The organism is Aquibium pacificum, assembly GCF_040839445.1.
Taxonomy (GTDB): domain Bacteria; phylum Pseudomonadota; class Alphaproteobacteria; order Rhizobiales; family Rhizobiaceae; genus Aquibium; species Aquibium pacificus.
In genome coordinates this window covers 571,416-588,500 of record NZ_JBDPGJ010000003.1, presented here as the reverse complement: position 1 = coordinate 588,500, position 17,085 = coordinate 571,416, and the positions used below count along the sequence as shown (strand labels likewise).

Sequence of the window (17,085 nt, the reverse complement as noted above, 5' to 3'; positions counted from 1 at the left end):
ACGGGCAACAATGGGAGACTGGACATGCTGAAGAGACTGATTGCGACTGCGGCCCTGGCCGGGCTGATGGCTTCCCCGGCCCTGGCGCAGGAGAAGTTCAACTTCGCGCTCAACTGGTTCCCGGTCGGCGACCACGCGGCCTACTGGGTGGCGCTGGAGAAGGGCTACTTCACCGACAAGGGCCTCGATGTCACGCTGGAAAACTCGAAGGGGTCCGCCGATTCGATCGCCAAGGTCGATACCGGAGCGGCCGATGCGGGCCTGGCCGACAGCGCGGTGGTGATCGCCTCGCGGGCGAGGGGCACGACGGTCAAGGTGGTGGGCATGGTGTTCGACAAGACACCGCTCAACATCTTCTCATCGAAGGAGAATCCGGTCACCGAGCCCAAGCAGCTCGAGGGCAAGACCATTGGCGCGCCTCCCGGCGACGGCCAGCGCCAGATGTGGCCGGCCTTCGCCAAGGCGAACGGCATCGACGACAGCAAGGTGACCTGGGTGAACATCGAGCCGGCCGCCAAGATCGCGGCGCTGGCCGAAAAGCGCGTCGACACGGTTGCCGACTATACGACCGGCCTGCCGCTTTACGAGAAGCCGATGGGCGAGGGCAACGTCGTCATGATGCCCTGGGCCGACCACGGCTTCGACATGTATTCCATGTCGATCATGGCCAGCGAGGCGACGATGTCCGAGCGGCCGGAAGTGCTGAAGGCCTTCCTCGAAGCCGCCTACATGGGCTGGCGAGACGTGCTCGCCAATCCGGACGAGGCGATGGCGATCTTCAAGAAGCGCGTGCCGGAAATCGACGAGACCCTGATCGCTGCCAACATGAAGATGGGCCTCGAACTGCTGAAGACCGACCGGTACAAGGAGAACGGCATCGGCTGGATCGAGGAGGCCAAGATGTGCGCTTCCGTGGACCTCGTGAACACCTATATGGGCCTTCCGAGCGAGGTCGCCTGCGCCGACACCTATACAACCGAGTTCCTGCCCAAGGTCGAGATGCCTTGACCGGATGTATGGTGGACGAGGCGTTCGCGTGGCCAAGTCGATGATCAATCTCGAGCGCGTCGGCATGGTCTACGAGACCGGAAGCGGCTCGGTCGAGGCACTGCGCGACATCACCCTGTCCGTGGCCGACGGGGAGTTCGTCTCCCTCGTCGGCCCCAGCGGCTGCGGGAAGTCGACGATGCTGCGAGTCCTGGCGGGCCTGCGGCCCGCCACCTCCGGCTCAATCGTCGTCGACGGGCAGCCGGTGACGCGGCCGATCTCGAAGGTCGGCATGGTGTTCCAGGCGGCAGTCCTGCTCAAGTGGCGGACCGTACTGGAAAACGTGCTTCTGCCGGCGGAACTCGCCGGACTGAATCCGCGACGCTACCGCGAAAGGGCGCGCGAACTTCTGACGCTCGTCGGGCTCGAGGGCTTCGCGACCAAGCGGCCGGGCGAATTGTCCGGCGGCATGCAGCAGCGCGTCGCGCTCTGCCGGGCGTTGCTGCTCGATCCGCCCCTCCTGCTCATGGACGAGCCGTTCGGAGCGCTCGACGCGATGACACGCGACGACATGAACCTCGAACTCCTGCGGGTCTGGGGCGAGGCGGGCAAGGGAGGCCGCAAGACCGTCCTCTTCGTCACGCATTCCATACCCGAGGCGGTGTTCCTTTCCGATCGCGTCGTCGTGATGTCTCCGCGTCCCGGCCGTATCGCGGACGTGGTGACGGTGGACCTACCGCGACCGCGCACAGTGGAATCACGCGCCACCGCCGAATTCGGTGCCTTGTCGCTCAAGATATACGACACGCTGACGGGACGGCGCACGGGCGCGCCGGGCCGTCCCCTCCAGGCATTGTCCTGAGACGATGAAAGTTCGCCTTCTCGAAATCGAACGTCGTGAGCGGCCCTACCGTCTCAGAATGCCGTTCCGCTTCGGCGTGACCACGGCCACGCACGGCCGCCAGGCGATCGTGCGGGCGCGGGTGGCGCTGGAAGACGGCCGCGAGGCCGTCGGCTGGTCGGCGGAGGCGCTCGGCGCCAAATGGTTCGACAAGAACCTTGCGCTGACCGACGAGGACAACCACCACCAGCTTCGCCGCGCGCTGGAGCTTGCCTCGGACGCCCGGCTTTCGGCCGGGGCCGACACGCCGTTCGGCCACTTCGCCTCCGGATACGGGCCGCAGATCGCGGCCTGCGCGGCGGAAAACCTCAATCCGCTGATCGCGAGCTACGGACAGTCCCTCGTCGACCGAGCGCTGCTCGATGGGTTCTGCAGGGCGCTCGGGATCCCGTTCTACAAGGCGCTGCGATCAAACGCCGTCGGCCTTCGCGCCGCCGACGTGGCGCCGGAGCTCGGCGAAGGCGACCTCTCCGGGCTATTCGCCAGCGTCGTCCCGGCTGCAAGCATTGCCGTTCGCCACACGGTCGGGCTTGTCGATCCGATCCTGGCGAGCGATCTTGCCCGGGAGGCGCGGGTCAATGACGGCCTGCCCGAGACCCTGGAGGAAGTTGTCGGCTTCTATGGGAACCGGCATTTCAAGCTGAAGATCGGCGGCGACGCGGACGCCGACATCGACCGACTGACGCGTATCGCGAGCGTGCTCGACGGGATTGCGGAGCCTTACGCCGTGACGCTCGACGGCAACGAGCAGTATGCGGATGCCGAAGCGATCGCAGCATTCTGGGCACGGGTCGCCGAAACACCCGCACTTTCGCGGCTGGTCTCATCGACCCTTTATGTCGAGCAGCCGATTGCGCGCGCCCGGGCCTTGTCGACATCGGTGGAGCCGCTGGCGCGGCGCATCCCCGTCATCATCGACGAGTCCGACGGAGAGCTTTCTGCCTTCGTCGAGGCCCGCCGGCTCGGCTATTCCGGCGTCTCGTCGAAGGCCTGCAAGGGCATCTGGAAATCGGTCCTCAACCATGCCCGATGCCGCATGTGGAACGCCAGGGGCGAACGCCACTTCTTCATGTCGGCGGAGGACCTGACCTGCGAGCCGGGCGTCGCGCTCCAGCAGGACCTGGCGCTGGTCAACCTTCTCGGCCTCACGCATGTGGAGCGCAACGCGCACCATTTCATCGACGGCTTCGGCGAAGGGCGTGACGCGGAGGCCGAACGGTTCCTCGATGCCCATCCCGATCTCTACCACCGGCAGGACGGGTGCATTCGGGCTCGTGTGAGCGACGGGGCGTTCTCCATCGGCTCGCTCGACGTTGCCGGTTTCGGAACGGGCATCGATCCCGATTTCGAACGCGCGGAAGAAATGCCGCGGTCCGCCTGGGGCCGGGCGAACGGCGGGTAAGGGGAGGGGCTGCATGTCCGACGAACTGGAGACGATGGACGCGCTCGGCGTCGCGCAGATGATCCGCGCGGGCGATGCGACGGAAGCGGAAGTGCTCGACGCCACGATCCGGCGAATCGAGGCCCGCAATCCGCAGCTGAACGCCGTCGTGGCGACGCTCTACGACCAGGCGCGGGCGGCGATCGAGAAGGGGCTGCCGGACGGTCCTTTCCGCGGGGTTCCGTATCTATTCAAGGAACTGGTGGTTTCGGTGCGCGGCGCCGCCACGACGCTTGCCTCGCGGCTCTACGAACACAATCGTCCCACCACCGAGAGCGAACTCGTGCGCCGATGCCGCGCGGCCGGTCTCGTCATCGCCGGCAAGACCAACTCGTCGGAGTTCGGGCTGCAGCCGGTCACCGAGCCCCATCTGTTCGGCCCGACGCGAAATCCCTGGAACCTCGACCATTCGCCGGGCGGATCGAGCGGCGGATCGGCCGCCGCGGTGGCGGCCGGCATCCTCCCCATGGCGCACGCGACCGACGGGGGCGGATCTATTCGCATCCCCGCCTCCTGCTGCGGGCTTTTCGGCCTCAAGCCGACGCGCGCCAGGATAACGGCCGGACCGGAGTCCGGCGAGGGGATGGCCGGACTCGCGAGCCAGCACGCCGTGACCTGGTCGGTGCGCGACAGCGCAGCCCTCCTCGACGCAACCGCCGGTCCGCTGCCGGGCGATCCCTACGCTCCGGCGCCGCCAGCGCGGCCATATCTTCAGGAGGCGTCGGAAGATCCGCCGCGTCTGCGGGTGGCATTCTCGCCAGCAGCGCCGAATGGCGCGGCCATCGACCCCCAGTGCGTCGAGGCGGTTCGCGAGGCGGCGCGGCTCTGCGAGAGCCTCGGCCACCATGTCGAGGAAGCTTCCCCCGAGTTCGACGTTGCCGCAACAGAAGCCGGCTTCGCCGCCGTCTTCCAGGCCAATACGATGGTCAATGTCGGACGGGCGACCGGCGGAGTCCTCCCGCAGGAAGGCATGATCGAGCCGCTGACGCGGGCGGTCGCGGAACGGGGTCTGGCGATGTCGGCACCGGACTACATCCGCTCGCTGCAGGCGATCCATCGCGAGAGCCGCCGCATCGCGGGGTTCTTCGAGAAGTACGACGTGTGGCTGACGCCGACGCTGGCGACACCGCCACCACGGGTCGGCTTCTACGATTCCGACATCACAGACGTCGACGTGTGGATGCAGCGCTTGATGGGCTTCATTCCTTTCACCTGGATATCAAACGTGACCGGCCAGCCAGCAATGTCGCTGCCGTTCTCGCTATCACGCGACGGATTGCCGCTGGGCGTCCATTTCGCGGCCCGGACCGGCGAGGAAGGCCTGCTTTTCGCCCTGGCGGGCCAGATCGAGCGAGCTCGGCCCTGGCGGCACATGCATCCGCGCTAGCCTCCGGAAGCGCGTAGGGTTCGGTGGATCGTTGCACGACGCGCAGCCAGCGTATAGGCCAGCATCCATTCACGAGAAATGAACCACGTCCGCCGAGCCGAAGGAGATTATCCGTGACGATCAAGGCCGCCCGCATCCTGGCCCCATTGGCGTTGACGCTTATGGTCGTCACGGGGTGCAGTCAGGAGTCCGAGGAGGCCGCGCCTTCCGCACCCTCCACTTTCGAAGGCGATTTCGTCATCAACGCCGCGAATGTTCCGGACGGCACGATGAACGTTCCGGAAGGTTTCACCGTGAGCGAGGTCGGCGATGCGCTTCGCCTTGCCGGTTCGGTCGAGAAACCGAGACCTGGACGCAAGACCGACGGCGTGTCCTTCCTGATTCCGGAGGAGTTCGAGAAGCAGGCTTCCGGCAAGTCCGTGACGGTCACCGTGTTCGGCTCGTCGGAGGACGGTAAAGAGATAAAGGTCTCGTATTCCACGAACGGCGTCGGCAACAGCAGATGGCGCGGCCTGCCGGTGGGAAACGAGGTAACGGGTCCGTCCTTCACCTACGATGTACCGCCGGCGGAGAGCTATGATGGCGACTACATCGGCATACTTCCCGATCCCGAGGGAACGGGACAGACATTCGACCTCCATGCGATCGTGATCGATCTGGACTGAGAAAGTCTGCGATGTCGCGGCAGGTCGGGCAGGGGATCGTGGGGCTTGTCCGCGCAACATATTCGTCCCGGAATTTTCGACCTGGTTCGCCGCATCGGCACCAGGGCGGATGCCGATGTCATGTCCGGCCTGCAATGATCGAGATTGATTCGCTTGAAGAAAAACACCCGCCGATTCAAACCCGTGCTTGACGCGACCGAGTATAGTGGAGTTCACAGGAGCCCTGATCGGTCGACATTCAACCGATACCGTGAGGAGCCATGTTCCGGCGGTCTTTGCGTAACCAGAGTCTGACTTTCAATGCATTCCTTGGGCCGGGATTTTGAGTGCAGGGTCGAGAGCGAGATCGCCATGGGCCATCATGTCGCCATCCTGATGGCAACACGGAACGGCGACCGGTTTCTCGTGCAGCAACTCGAAACGATCGCATCTCAGGAAGCGGCGGAACTTGAACTGTGGATCTCCGACGACGGGTCGGCGGACCGGACGCCGAGGATTCTGGAGCGGCTCGGAAAATCCTGGGAACGCGGCAAGGTCCATGTGCAGGATGGTCCGCGCACCGGATTCGCCGAGAACTTTCGCAGTCTCATCGTTTCGACCGCAAGCAACGCGGACTACTTCGCCTTCTGCGACCAGGACGACATCTGGGAGGAAGGCAAACTCGCCGCCGCTCTCTCATGGCTGTCGTCCCAGGATGCCGGACGGCCGTCGCTGTTCTGCACCCGCACGCGGCTCATCGACGAATCCGGCGAGACGATCGGCTATTCCCCGCTCTTCCGGCGCGAACCATGCTTCCGCAATGCCATCGTCCAGAGCATCGCGGGCGGCAACACCATGGTCATGAACCGCGCCGCCTTCACGGCCGTGCAGGCGGCATCCCGTCGGGCCGCCTTCGTCAGCCACGACTGGTGGTGCTACCAGGTCGTCACCGGGATCGGCGGCACGGTTCACTATTCGCCCACGCCCGGCCTGGGCTATCGTCAGCATGGCGCGAACCTGGTCGGCGACAACAGCACGTGGCGGGCGCGCTACGATCGGGTCCGGCGCATCGCGGCGGGGCGGTTCCGGGATTGGAACACGATCAACATCAAGGCGCTCGAGCAGATCGCCGACATGCTGACCGACGACGCCCGCCAGGTCCTTGCGGATTTCAAGCAGAGCCGCGAAGGATCCATCGGCAACCGGCTGGCCGCGCTTCGCCGTTCGGGCGCGCACCGGCAGCGGACCGTCGAGCAGACGATGCTCTACCTGGCATGCGCGATGGGGAAGCTCTGACGTAGGTTTGGCCGGTCAGCCCTCTCGTCGGAGCGTTTGAGCGAAGCGAACTCGCGCGATACAGGGATGGTGGTGCGGGCGGCCGGACTCGAACCGGCACGGGGTTGCCCCCTACGGATTTTCTTACCAGCTACGGCTTTCGCCGCCGCCCCTGAAGGCGTTTGTGGTCTGGACTATCCCTTCACCGTGCCCCGCCGGGGCGGGGGTTAGGTGCTGCCCGTCTAGTCTCTACACCTTCCCGAGCGATCTCGGGCTTGGCTCGGGATTGCCATCCGACAGGTTTCCCCGACTTTGAGCAGTTCTGCATCGCCGGTTTCCCGGCGAGCACTCAACCTCGGCGTAAGTCCGTTGCGTCTACCATTCCGCCACGCCCGCGTCCGCCAAGAGGCTTAATGGGTCGGGAATGGATAGCCAAGGGGAAATGCGCGCGGAACGTGTCGCGCCGGAGGGCAGTTCCCCGACCAGTTAGGCGGCGAAGGCGCGGTCCGCGATACGGCGGATGAAGCTGGCGACCTTCTCGGCCTCGACGAATTGCGGCATGTGGCCGATGCCGTCGAGGATCTCGATGTCGATACCCTCGATCTTGCCTTGCATGGCCAGGCCGTGATGGGTGTGGTGCAGGACGCGGTCGCGGCTGCCGAACAGGATGCCGACGGGCATGCGGATCTCTCCATAGCGGCCGACCTGTTGCGGCAGGTCCTGCTCCACCGCCACGAGGTCTGAGGAGGTGGCATGGAAATGGCTCGGGCGCAGGCCGAGATAGCCGCCGCCGGCGATCGCATATTCGGCCGGCACCGGCTGGGGCCCGAAAACGAAATCGAGCGTCTGCTGCGCGTTCTTCAGCGAGGCGGGCACAGCCAGCGTGTTGGCGACGACGCGCCGCATCAGCGGAGAGCGGATATAGAGGCCGCCGAATTCCTTCGGCGGCGTCGGGATGAAGTGGGTGAGGGGAGAAATCAGCGCCAGCCCGGAGATCCTGTCCGGATGGTCGAGCGCCACCCGGAGCGCGATCGCGCCGCCGAGCGAGTGGCCGACGAGGAGCGGTTTTTCCAGACCGAGCGCGTCGATGAATTTCGCGATGAGGTCGGCCTGTTCGGGGATGCGCGCGCCGCTGGAGACACGGGTGGAATATCCCGAACCGGCCCGGTCGATTGCGACGAGCCGGTAGCCTTCGCCCATGACGGAAAAGAGCGGATGCCGGAAGTGATGCAACTGTCCGCCGAGCCCGTGCACAAACAGGATCGGCCGGCCCTTGCCCTGGTCGACGTAGTGGATGCGGTCGCCGCCGATCGAAACGGTCTTTCCGGCCATCGGGATCTGGGCCTCGGAGCGCGAGGCGATGCGATGCGTGGTCCAGGAAAGATAGGCGGTGAAACCCGCCGCCGCGACCAAAAGGAGGGCGATCAGGGCGATGACGGCAGTTGTCACGGGTGGCCTCCGGGCTCGTTCGGCGGATCGTGCCGACGATTTGAACGCGGTTGGCCGCAGCGTCAATGGCCGCGCGCGCGCACGCAGAAAGAGAGGCAGCCGGGGCCGCCTCTCGGAAGTCGCGTGCGAAAGCGCGTCAGCCGTGCAGCTTGGCGGTGATCTCGGCCACCCGCTTGCCCTGGAACTTCGCGCCTTCGAGCTCCTGCTCGGAGGGCATGCGCGAACCGTCGGTGTTGGAGGTCGTCGTCATGCCGTAGGGCGAGCCGCCGCGCACGACGTCGTTTCCGGACTGGCCCTGGTAGGCGTAGGACAGCGGAACGATGATCATGCCGTGGTGCTGCAGCGAGACCTGCGCGGAGATGATCGCGAATTCCGCGCCGCCATGCTGCGTAGCCGTCGAGGACATGACCGAGGCGACCTTATTGACCAGCGCACCCTTGGCCCAGAGCGGCCCGGTCTGGTCGAAGAAATTCTTCATCTGGGCGGACATGGCGCCGTAGCGCGTCGAGATGCCGAAGATAATGGCATCGTAGTTCTCAAGCTCCAGGGGATCGGCAATCGGGGCCTCCTGGTCGAGCTTGTAGTAGGCGGCCTTGGCTACCTCGAGGGGCACGAGTTCGGGAACGCGCTTGATGGTAACGTCCGCGCCGGCTTCCCGGGCGCCGTCCGCGGCCGACTTCGCCATCGCTTCCATATGTCCCCAGCTCGAATAATAGAGGACGAGTACCTTCGCCATGAGAATTCTCCTTCGACAGTGTTCTCGTGTTGAATGATGCGGCCGGCGGACCGGAACGGCCGGAAGTGCCTGACACTCGATATCTAGGCCACCTACCCGTTTACCGGAACGTGCGAACGGGCGCACAGTTCGTTCACAGATCGCGCGCCATTGCCGTCTGCGGGCCCCGGCTGTATGTCGGTTCGTTCGCCTAGAGGAGCCGTCATGACCGACATCGTCACCGCCGCCATGATCGTCATCGGCGACGAGATCCTGTCCGGGCGGACGAAGGACAGGAACATCGGCCACCTCGCCGACATGATGAGCGCGATCGGCATCGATCTGAAGGAAGTCCGCATCGTACCCGACGAGGAAGACGAGATTGTCGCCGCGGTGAACGCGCTGCGCGCGCGCTACACCTATCTCTTCACCACCGGCGGCATCGGGCCGACGCATGACGACATTACCGCGGATTCGGTATCGAAGGCCTTCGGGGTGCCGTGCGAGTACGACGATCGCGCCTACAAAATGCTGGAGGAGAACTACGCCAAGCGCGAGATGGAGTTTACCGAGGCGCGCAAGCGCATGGCGCGCATGCCGCGCGGCGCCGAGCACATCGACAATCCGGTGTCGCTGGCGCCGGGTTTCCGGATCGGCAACGTCCACGTCATGGCTGGCGTGCCGGCCATCTTCCAGGCGATGCTCGACAACGTCATCCCGACGCTGAAGACGGGCACGAAGCTGATCTCCGCCACCGTCCATTGCCCGTATGGCGAAGGCGTGATCGGCGATGCTCTCGGCGCAATCCAGAAGCAGCATCCGCAGACCATCATCGGCTCCTATCCGAAATATCAGGACGGAACGTTCTGGACCGAACTCGTGGTGAGGGCCCGGTCGGAGGAAATCCTCAAGCCGGCGCGCGAGGCGGTCGAACGGATGGTCGCCGGCCTGGCCGCGACCTCCGCCGGCAGCGGCGCGCCGCGCGTCTCCCGCTGAGGCCTCAATTCTGTCGGCGCACGAATTGCGCTATGGTATTCTCAGCGGTGGGGCGAGGAGTGAGAGCCATGGGTTACAAGACGATCGTTGCGGTGCTGCAGGACGAGACGGGTGCCACCGCGGTGCTCGACGTGGCTGTCGCCCTGACGGAAGATTCGAAGGGCCACCTGGTCGGCGTGCATGCCGAACCGCTGCCGATGCCGATCGCATCGCCGATGGGTTTCCCGGACGCGACGGTCATCGGTGCCGGCGATGACCTGAGCCGGGACCGTGAAGAGAAGCTGGGGCGCTTTTTCGAGGAGCGGATGCGGCGCGAGGACGTCTCGGCCGAATGGCGTTCGCTGCGGACCTTTTCCGGCGACAGCGCGCTCTCGGCGCTCGAAAGCGCGCGTTGCGGCGACATCGTGGTGGCCAGCAACGCCCAGGGCGACGGCGGCGCGCCGGACATCGACACGCTGATCCAGAGCGGGGGACGCCCGGTGCTGATCGTGCCGCGCGACAGGCCGGCCAACGTGCGGGCAAAGCGGGTCGTGCTGGCCTGGAACGGATCGCGCGAGGCCGCGCGCGCGGCGTTCGACGCGCTTCCCTTTATTATGGTGGCCGAAGAGACGATCGTTCTCACCATTAATCCGGCCACGCAGTCCGGCGATCCCGGTGGACGTCCCGGCCACGAAATCGCCGCGGCGCTCGCGCGCCACGGCGCGAAGGTGACGGTCGAGCGTGCAAGCTCCGGCAGGGCATCCGTCGCGGAGACGATGTCGCGCGTGGTCGAGGACAGGAAGGCGGATCTGCTCGTGCTGGGGGCGTTCAGCCACTCGCGGCTCAAGGAGATGTTCTTCGGCGGTACGACCCGCTCGATCATCGACAAGCCGCCCTGCCTGACGTTGATGTCGCGCTGATCAATCCTGGAGCGATCGGACCCAGTCCGTGATCGCCTGCGAAACCAACCCGTTGTTGGAGGGCGACAGCGCGTCGCCGGCGATGACGTGGTTTGACGGGTCGCCGCTTGCCTGCACCGCCAGAATTTCGTGCGGCGCACCCCAGCGATCCGCGATCGTGCGCGTGATGTCGGGCCGGACCACCTGGTCCTCGTCCGAAATGATGAAGAGCGCCGGCACGTCGATCGTCTCGACCGGCGCGGTGGCGGCCATATCGACCACCGCGGCCATGGGAAGGGTGGCCTCGATCGGATAGCGCGTCGTCCAATAGCGCCGCTGCGCATCGTTGGCGGGCTCGAAACCACGCTCGCTGCCCGCGACCAGTCTCGCGATCTGCAGCCCCCATGGGCCGGCGAGCAATCCCGCGCCGGACGCGCGCACGCCGAAATTGGGCGAGACGAGCACCAGGCCGGCCATCCGGTCGCGGAACTCCGGCCGGGTCGCGGCCCAGGCGGCGATGGACCCGCCGGTCGAAACGGCGATGACGACGACCTTCTCGCCGATCGCATGGCCGACCGCGAGCGCTTCGGCGAAGTCGTTGACCCAGGCGTTGACGGACGCTTCCGCCATAGCGGGACCGTCGCGCCCGTGGCCGGTCAGGCGCGTGTAGAAGAGGTTGGCGCCGAGCGCTTTCGCGACATCGTCCGGCACCGGGCGGATCTCGTGTTTGGAGGCGGAGAAACCATGGACATAGACGATCGCGAGCGGCGTCCTGGCGCGCGAGGCGGGGAAGGCCCAGACGACCTCCTTCGCGTGAGCGTCGCGGATGCCCGGAACGGCAGCCTCGCGCGCTGCGAGCCAGGCATCGACGTCGTTCCCGATCGCCGCCGGATCGAAGGTCACGGTCGTGTCGCGCGACACCCGCGGCCCCGCGAACCAGACGATCGCCGCGATGGCGGCGATAACAAGGACGACGATCAGAACGACACCCACCCGTCTCATAAGCCCTCGTAGCGATGCGGCCGCGCGGGGCGTCCGTATGCCAGCAGTTCCTCCGCGGATGTGCCACGGAAGCGGCCGCCTGCCCAGCGGGTATGCCCGGGTTTTTTCGCCGTCGGCGGCGTTCCCCGAAACGATCATGCCGCCGTATGCCAAATCGCGGAAAATCGCTTCTTGAAAGGCGCACCGCGGCTCCTTAGACCAAGGTGCTCCGCCTCGAACAGCTTCAAGCAGGCCGCAGAGCCCGCCAAGGACAGGAAGGAAATTTCATGTACCGCTCGGTGATCGACGCTATCGGCAATACTCCGCTGATTCGGCTGAGGCGGGCATCGGAGGAGACGGGCTGCGAAATCCTCGGCAAGGCCGAGTTTATGAACCCCGGCCAGTCGGTGAAGGACAGGGCGGCGCTCTTCATCATTCGCGACGCCGAGAAAAAGGGGCTTCTGAGGCCGGGCGGACTGATCGTGGAAGGAACGGCCGGCAACACCGGAATCGGCCTCACCGTGGTGGGCAAGGCGCTCGGGTACCGCACCGTGATCGTCATTCCCGACACCCAGAGCCAGGAGAAGAAGGACGCGCTGCGCCTTCTGGGAGCCGAACTGATCGAGGTGCCGGCGGTGCCCTACAAGAACCCGAACAATTACGTGAAGGTATCGGGCCGCCTGGCCGAACAGCTGGCCAAGACCAGCGAGAGCGGCGCGATCTGGGCGAACCAGTTCGACAACATTGCGAACCGGAAAGGTCATGTCGAGACGACGGCACAGGAGATCTGGCGTGATACCGACGGAAAGGTGGACGGTTTCGTGTGTGCGGTCGGCACCGGCGGGACGCTGGCGGGGATCGCGGAGGGACTGAAGGCGAAGAGCAACGCGGTGAAGATCGCGCTCGCCGACCCTCTCGGCGCCGCTCTCCATTCCTTCTATACCGAAGGGGTGCTGAAGTCGGAGGGCAGTTCGATCACCGAGGGCATCGGCCAGGGCCGCATCACTGCCAACCTGGAAGGATTCGATCCGGATTTCTCCTACCAGATACCCGACGAGGAAGCCCTACCGATCATCTTCCACCTCGTGCAGGAAGAGGGGCTCTGCCTCGGGGGGTCCTCGGGGATCAACATCGCCGGCGCGATCCGGCTCGCGCGGGAGCTCGGCCCCGGGCATACGATCGTGACGGTGCTGTGCGACTACGGCACGCGCTACCAGTCGAAGCTCTTCAATCCCAAATTCCTTCGGGGCAAGAACCTGCCGGTTCCCGACTGGATGGAGCGGACGCCGGATATCGCCGTTCCCTTCGAGGCGGTGGCCTGATGGCGGCTCCGACGGAGACACTGTTCCGGGAGGACGCCTATCTCTCCACCGCGGAAGGAGAGGTCGTTGGCCTCAACGACCGCGGCGGCATCCTTCTCGACCGCACGAACTTCTACGCCACCTCGGGCGGACAGCCGGGCGATACCGGCTTCTTCGAGAGGCCGGACGGATCGCGCATCGCGATCGCCGGCACGATCACCGGCGAGACGAAGAACGAGATCATCCATGTACCGGCACCCGGCCAGGCCCTGCCGGCGGTCGGCGAGACGCTCGTCCTCCACATCGACTGGGCGCGCCGGTACAGGCTCATGCGCATGCACACCGCCTGCCACCTGCTGAGCGTCGTTTGCCCGTTCCCGATCACCGGTGCGGCGGTAGGCGAGGACGATTCGCGCGTCGATCTCGACCTGCCCGATGCCGGGGTGACAAAGGAAGGTGTGACGGAAGAGCTGATGAAGCTGGTCAACGCCAACCATCCGGTGTTCACGCGCTGGATCACCGAGGAGGAGCTGAACGCCAATCCGGGCCTGGTGAAGTCGAAGAACGTTCGCCCGCCGGTGGGCGCCGGGCGGATCAGGCTCGTGTGCATCGGCGAGAATGCCGTCATCGACAGCCAGCCCTGCGGCGGCACCCACGTCTCCGAAACCCAGGAGGTCGGCGAGATCCACATCGGCAAGATCGAGAAGAAGGGCCGCGAGAACCGCAGATTCAGGATCAGGTTCGGGGCGATGCCGGCAAACTAACCTGCCCGTCGGCCGGCGGCGGGATTAATGGCCGGCAGACCCTTGATCTTCTGGTTGCGAAACCTCGATATGCGGGCAAGCGACCGGGAGAAACAGATGGCCTCCGATAGAACCGACTTCTTCGTCACGACCGAATGGCTCGCCGAGCACCTGAACGACCCCGGCCTGTCGGTGGTGGATGGGTCCTGGTACCTGCCGGCACAGGGGCGCGACGCGAGGGCGGAATACGAGGCGGGCCACATCCCGCGCGCCGTGTTCTTCGACCAGGATGTCGTGGTGCAGCCGGAATCAAAACTTCCGCATACGCTGCCGTCGCCCGAGATTTTCGCCACCTTCGCCGGTTCGATGGGGATTTCGCAGGACGACACGATCGTCGTCTACGACGGCCCCGGCCTGTTCTCGTCGCCGCGGGTATGGTGGATGTTCAAGGTCATGGGGGCGAAGAAGGTCTTCATCCTGGAGGGCGGGTTCGACCGCTGGAAGGCCGAGGGTCGGCTGGTGACCTCCCGCCCGACGAAGATCGCGTCGTGCCTGTTCGAAGTGGATTTCGACAAGCGGAAGGTGGCCTCGCTCGCGGAGATGCGATCCGTCGTCGAAGGAGGTACGGCCCAGGTCGTGGATGCCCGCCCGGCGGGACGATTCGAGGGCACCGATCCCGAGCCGAGGGCCGGCGTGCGATCCGGTCACATGCCCGGAGCCAGAAACGTGCCGGCGCTGACGCTCTCGCGCGACGGCGCCCTACTGCCGGCCGAAGAGCTCCGGGCAGCCTTCGAGCAGGCCGGGGTGGACCTGTCGCGTCCCGTCGTTACCTCCTGCGGCTCCGGGGTGACCGCCGCAACGCTGGTTCTGGCGCTGCAGGCGCTAGGGCACGAGGACAACCGGCTCTACGACGGTTCCTGGACCGAATGGGGCAGCCGCGGCGACACGCCGGTCGCGACGGGGAAGGCATGACCGTGTCCGGGCAACCGCGCATTCTGACCGCGCGCATCACGCATCTGGAAATGACGCAGAAGCCCTCCCGCCGGGTGCCTGCGCCGATCGGCCACCTGCTCGCCGTCATGCGCTCCGTGGAGATGCCGCTGCACTTCTACCGGTACCTCTACGAACAGGTGGGACGGCCGCATCACTGGCAGATGCGCCGCACGATGAAGGATGCCGCGCTCGCCTCGGTGATCCATTCGAGCACGACCGAGATCGAGGTGCTCTACGCCAACGGGAGTCCGGCGGGGTTCTTCGAACTGGACCTGTCGCGCCTGCCGCATCAGGCGGAGATCGAGTATTTCGGGCTCGTGCCGGAGTTCCAGGGAAGGGGCCTCTCCCGCTTCTTCCTGTCATGTGCGATCTATGGAGCGTGGGCGCACGACCCGCACAAGGTCATCATCCAGACCAACTCGCTCGACAGCCCGCGCGCGCTGCAGATCTACCAGAAGATGGGTTTCGTTCCCGTGGCCTGGTCGGAGGAGCAGATCGAGGCCTGGGACTAGCCGAGCGAGGTCCTTTTCCGGCCAGGGCCGCAGGAGCGTGTTTCGGGTGGCCGGTCGCAATCTGTGCCGATAGATGGAGAGCCTCCCGAACAGACGAGGTTCCCATGTTGATCCGCTTCAGACCGCTTCCGACCGACGACGTGCGCGCGCTCCAGGACGGCGCGCCGGATGCCTACGGGCTGCCGCCGGAGCGGCGCATCTCCGATGGCGACGGCGTTCCCTGCCGCCACTGTCTGCGCAACGTCGCCAAGGGCGAGCCGTATCTCGTGCTCGCCTACCGCCCGTTTCCGGCCTTGCAGCCGTATGCGGAGACCGGTCCGATCTTCCTGCATGCGGAGGCGTGCGAGCCCGCCGCGGAGACGGACGTGCTGCCGGACTTGTTCAGGGCAACGCCCGACTATATCGTGCGCGGATACGGCCATGACGACCGGATCGTCTATGGCACCGGGGCGGTGGTTCCGTCGAACCACATCTGCCAGCGGGCGCACGAACTGCTGGCGCGGCCGGAGATCGCATATCTCCATATGCGCTCGGCCCGCAATAACTGCTACCAGTGCCGCATCGATCGAAACTGAGCCGGCAGCCCGAGAGCAGGCAAAGAAAAGCCCGCCGGTGGTGCAGCCGGCGGGCGAGATTTCCGCGAGGGGAGGTTTCTCGCGGAAAGTTCCTGGGGGATCAGGCCGCCTTCAGGGCGATCTGCGGTTCGGCCATCTCGTAGCCGAGCGCTTCGGCGACGGCGCGATTGGTGATGCGGCCCTTGTGCACGTTGAGCCCGTTGCGCAGGTGCGGATCGTCGACCAGTGCCTTCAGGCCTTTGTCGGCGAGCTGGAGTCCGTAGTAGAGCGTCGCATTGTTGAGCGCGTGGGCCGAAGTGACGGGAACTGCGCCCGGCATATTGGCCACGCAGTAGTGGATGATGCCGTCGACCTCGTAGGTGGGATTGGCATGGGTGGTGGCGTGCGAGGTCTCGAAGCAGCCACCCTGGTCGATGGCGACGTCGACGAGCACCGCGCCCTTCTTCATGCCCGACAGCATCTCGCGCGTCACAAGCTTGGGAGCCGCGGCGCCGGGGATGAGGACTGCGCCGACCACCATGTCGGCCGAGAAGCACTCTTCCTCGAGCGCCTCGACGGTGGAATAGCGGGTGTGGACGCGGCCGTTGAAGATGTCATCGAGCTGGCGCAGGCGCGGAATCGAGCGGTCGATGATGGTGACGTCGGCGCCGAGGCCAACCGCCATCTTGGCCGCGTGCAGGCCGACGACGCCGCCGCCGATGACAGCGACCTTGCCCGGCAGCACGCCGGGCACGCCGCCCAGCAGGACGCCGCGGCCGCCATTGGCCTTCTGCAGCGCCGTGGCGCCGGCCTGGATAGACAGGCGCCCGGCGACTTCCGACATCGGAGCAAGCAGCGGCAGGCCGCCGCGGTCGTCGGTGACGGTTTCGTAGGCGACCGCCGTGACGCCCGAGGCGACGAGGCCTTTCGTCTGCTCCGGATCGGGCGCGAGGTGGAGATAGGTGTAGAGGAGCTGGCCTTCGCGCAGCTGGACCCATTCGCCGGGCTGCGGCTCCTTGACCTTGACGATCATGTCGGCCTTGGCGAAGACCTCCTCGGCCGTCTTTGCGATCGACGCACCGGCCGCGCGATAGGCGTTGTCGTCGGCGCCGATGCCAGCGCCCGCGCCGGTCTCGACGATCACGTCATGCCCGTGCGCGACATATTCGCGAACAGAACCGGGGGTCAGGCCAACCCGGTACTCGTGGTTCTTGATCTCCTTCGGGCAGCCGACGCGCATGATTTCCTCCTCGGGGCGGAACGATTGTGGTGAGTGCAGCCATTAGAACACCGTTCGCTTCGAATGTGTTTGCGAAGTTCATTGTCTG

The 17,085-nt window shown here is 65.9% G+C and carries 17 protein-coding genes; 13 read left to right on the top strand and 4 right to left on the bottom strand.

The features are described from left to right. Positions 1 to 24: 24 nt before the first annotated feature. From ABGN05_RS15310 to ABGN05_RS15285, 6 genes are all read left to right on the top strand, one after another. Positions 25 to 1,008, top strand: coding sequence for an ABC transporter substrate-binding protein (locus ABGN05_RS15310; protein WP_367954898.1), 984 nt, complete (start codon positions 25 to 27; stop codon positions 1,006 to 1,008). Positions 1,009 to 1,012: 4 nt separating this feature from the next. Next, entirely contained in the window at positions 1,013 to 1,849 is an 837-nt protein-coding gene (locus ABGN05_RS15305) for an ABC transporter ATP-binding protein (protein WP_373695939.1), read from the top strand. Between the two features lie 4 nt (positions 1,850 to 1,853). After that, a complete protein-coding gene (locus tag ABGN05_RS15300; protein ID WP_367954896.1) occupies positions 1,854 to 3,290 on the top strand; it encodes an enolase-like domain-containing protein in 1,437 nt (478 codons plus the stop codon). 13 nt (positions 3,291 to 3,303) lie between these two features. Next, positions 3,304 to 4,716 (top strand): amidase, encoded by a 1,413-nt coding sequence (locus ABGN05_RS15295; protein ID WP_367954895.1) that lies wholly within the window; start codon positions 3,304 to 3,306, stop codon positions 4,714 to 4,716. A gap of 113 nt (positions 4,717 to 4,829) precedes the next feature. Beyond that, complete coding sequence (locus ABGN05_RS15290) at positions 4,830 to 5,381, top strand: hypothetical protein (RefSeq protein WP_367954894.1); 552 nt, start codon at positions 4,830 to 4,832, stop codon at positions 5,379 to 5,381. A gap of 351 nt (positions 5,382 to 5,732) precedes the next feature. Then, positions 5,733 to 6,656 carry a glycosyltransferase family 2 protein gene (locus tag ABGN05_RS15285; protein ID WP_367954893.1) on the top strand — a complete coding sequence of 308 codons (924 nt, stop codon included), beginning with the start codon at positions 5,733 to 5,735 and terminating at the stop codon, positions 6,654 to 6,656. A 465-nt stretch (positions 6,657 to 7,121) separates the two neighbouring features. Here ABGN05_RS15285 and ABGN05_RS15280 read toward each other — a convergent pair whose 3' ends face one another. Both ABGN05_RS15280 and wrbA read right to left on the bottom strand, forming a co-directional pair. Further along, positions 7,122 to 8,084, bottom strand: coding sequence for an alpha/beta fold hydrolase (locus ABGN05_RS15280; RefSeq protein WP_367954892.1), 963 nt, complete (start codon positions 8,082 to 8,084; stop codon positions 7,122 to 7,124). A gap of 136 nt (positions 8,085 to 8,220) precedes the next feature. Beyond that, positions 8,221 to 8,820, bottom strand: coding sequence for an NAD(P)H:quinone oxidoreductase (gene wrbA / locus ABGN05_RS15275; protein WP_367954891.1), 600 nt, complete (start codon positions 8,818 to 8,820; stop codon positions 8,221 to 8,223). Positions 8,821 to 9,024: 204 nt separating this feature from the next. Here wrbA and ABGN05_RS15270 point away from each other — a divergent pair, with 204 nt between their 5' ends. Both ABGN05_RS15270 and ABGN05_RS15265 read left to right on the top strand, forming a co-directional pair. Further along, on the top strand, positions 9,025 to 9,795 hold the full coding sequence (locus ABGN05_RS15270; protein ID WP_367954890.1) for a competence/damage-inducible protein A: 771 nt from the start codon (positions 9,025 to 9,027) through the stop codon (positions 9,793 to 9,795). Positions 9,796 to 9,863: 68 nt separating this feature from the next. Further along, on the top strand, positions 9,864 to 10,694 hold the full coding sequence (locus ABGN05_RS15265; RefSeq protein ID WP_367954889.1) for a universal stress protein: 831 nt from the start codon (positions 9,864 to 9,866) through the stop codon (positions 10,692 to 10,694). On the opposite strand, the gene ABGN05_RS15260 is transcribed toward ABGN05_RS15265, so the two are convergent. Continuing rightward, complete coding sequence (locus ABGN05_RS15260) at positions 10,695 to 11,675, bottom strand: alpha/beta hydrolase (RefSeq protein WP_367954888.1); 981 nt, start codon at positions 11,673 to 11,675, stop codon at positions 10,695 to 10,697. Between the two features lie 266 nt (positions 11,676 to 11,941). On the opposite strand from ABGN05_RS15260, the gene ABGN05_RS15255 reads away from it, so the two are divergent. From ABGN05_RS15255 to ABGN05_RS15235, 5 genes are all read left to right on the top strand, one after another. Continuing rightward, positions 11,942 to 12,976, top strand: a complete 1,035-nt coding sequence (locus tag ABGN05_RS15255; RefSeq protein ID WP_367954887.1) for a cysteine synthase A — start codon at positions 11,942 to 11,944, stop codon at positions 12,974 to 12,976. Continuing rightward, positions 12,976 to 13,719 (top strand): alanyl-tRNA editing protein, encoded by a 744-nt coding sequence (locus ABGN05_RS15250; protein WP_367954886.1) that lies wholly within the window; start codon positions 12,976 to 12,978, stop codon positions 13,717 to 13,719. Before ABGN05_RS15255 ends, ABGN05_RS15250 begins: the two co-directional genes overlap by 1 nt. A 96-nt stretch (positions 13,720 to 13,815) precedes the next feature. Then, on the top strand, positions 13,816 to 14,670 hold the full coding sequence (gene sseA, locus ABGN05_RS15245; protein ID WP_367954885.1) for a 3-mercaptopyruvate sulfurtransferase: 855 nt from the start codon (positions 13,816 to 13,818) through the stop codon (positions 14,668 to 14,670). 50 nt (positions 14,671 to 14,720) lie between these two features. Beyond that, complete coding sequence (locus tag ABGN05_RS15240; RefSeq protein WP_367955142.1) at positions 14,721 to 15,203, top strand: GNAT family N-acetyltransferase; 483 nt, start codon at positions 14,721 to 14,723, stop codon at positions 15,201 to 15,203. Positions 15,204 to 15,307: 104 nt separating this feature from the next. After that, on the top strand, positions 15,308 to 15,778 hold the full coding sequence (locus ABGN05_RS15235; RefSeq protein ID WP_367954884.1) for a DUF1203 domain-containing protein: 471 nt from the start codon (positions 15,308 to 15,310) through the stop codon (positions 15,776 to 15,778). A 100-nt stretch (positions 15,779 to 15,878) separates the two neighbouring features. Here the strand turns inward: ABGN05_RS15235 and ald are convergent, their stop codons facing one another. Next, the gene (gene ald, locus ABGN05_RS15230; protein WP_367954883.1) at positions 15,879 to 16,997 is read right to left on the bottom strand and encodes an alanine dehydrogenase; all 1,119 of its coding nucleotides are present in this window, start codon (positions 16,995 to 16,997) and stop codon (positions 15,879 to 15,881) included. Positions 16,998 to 17,085 lie beyond the last annotated feature (88 nt).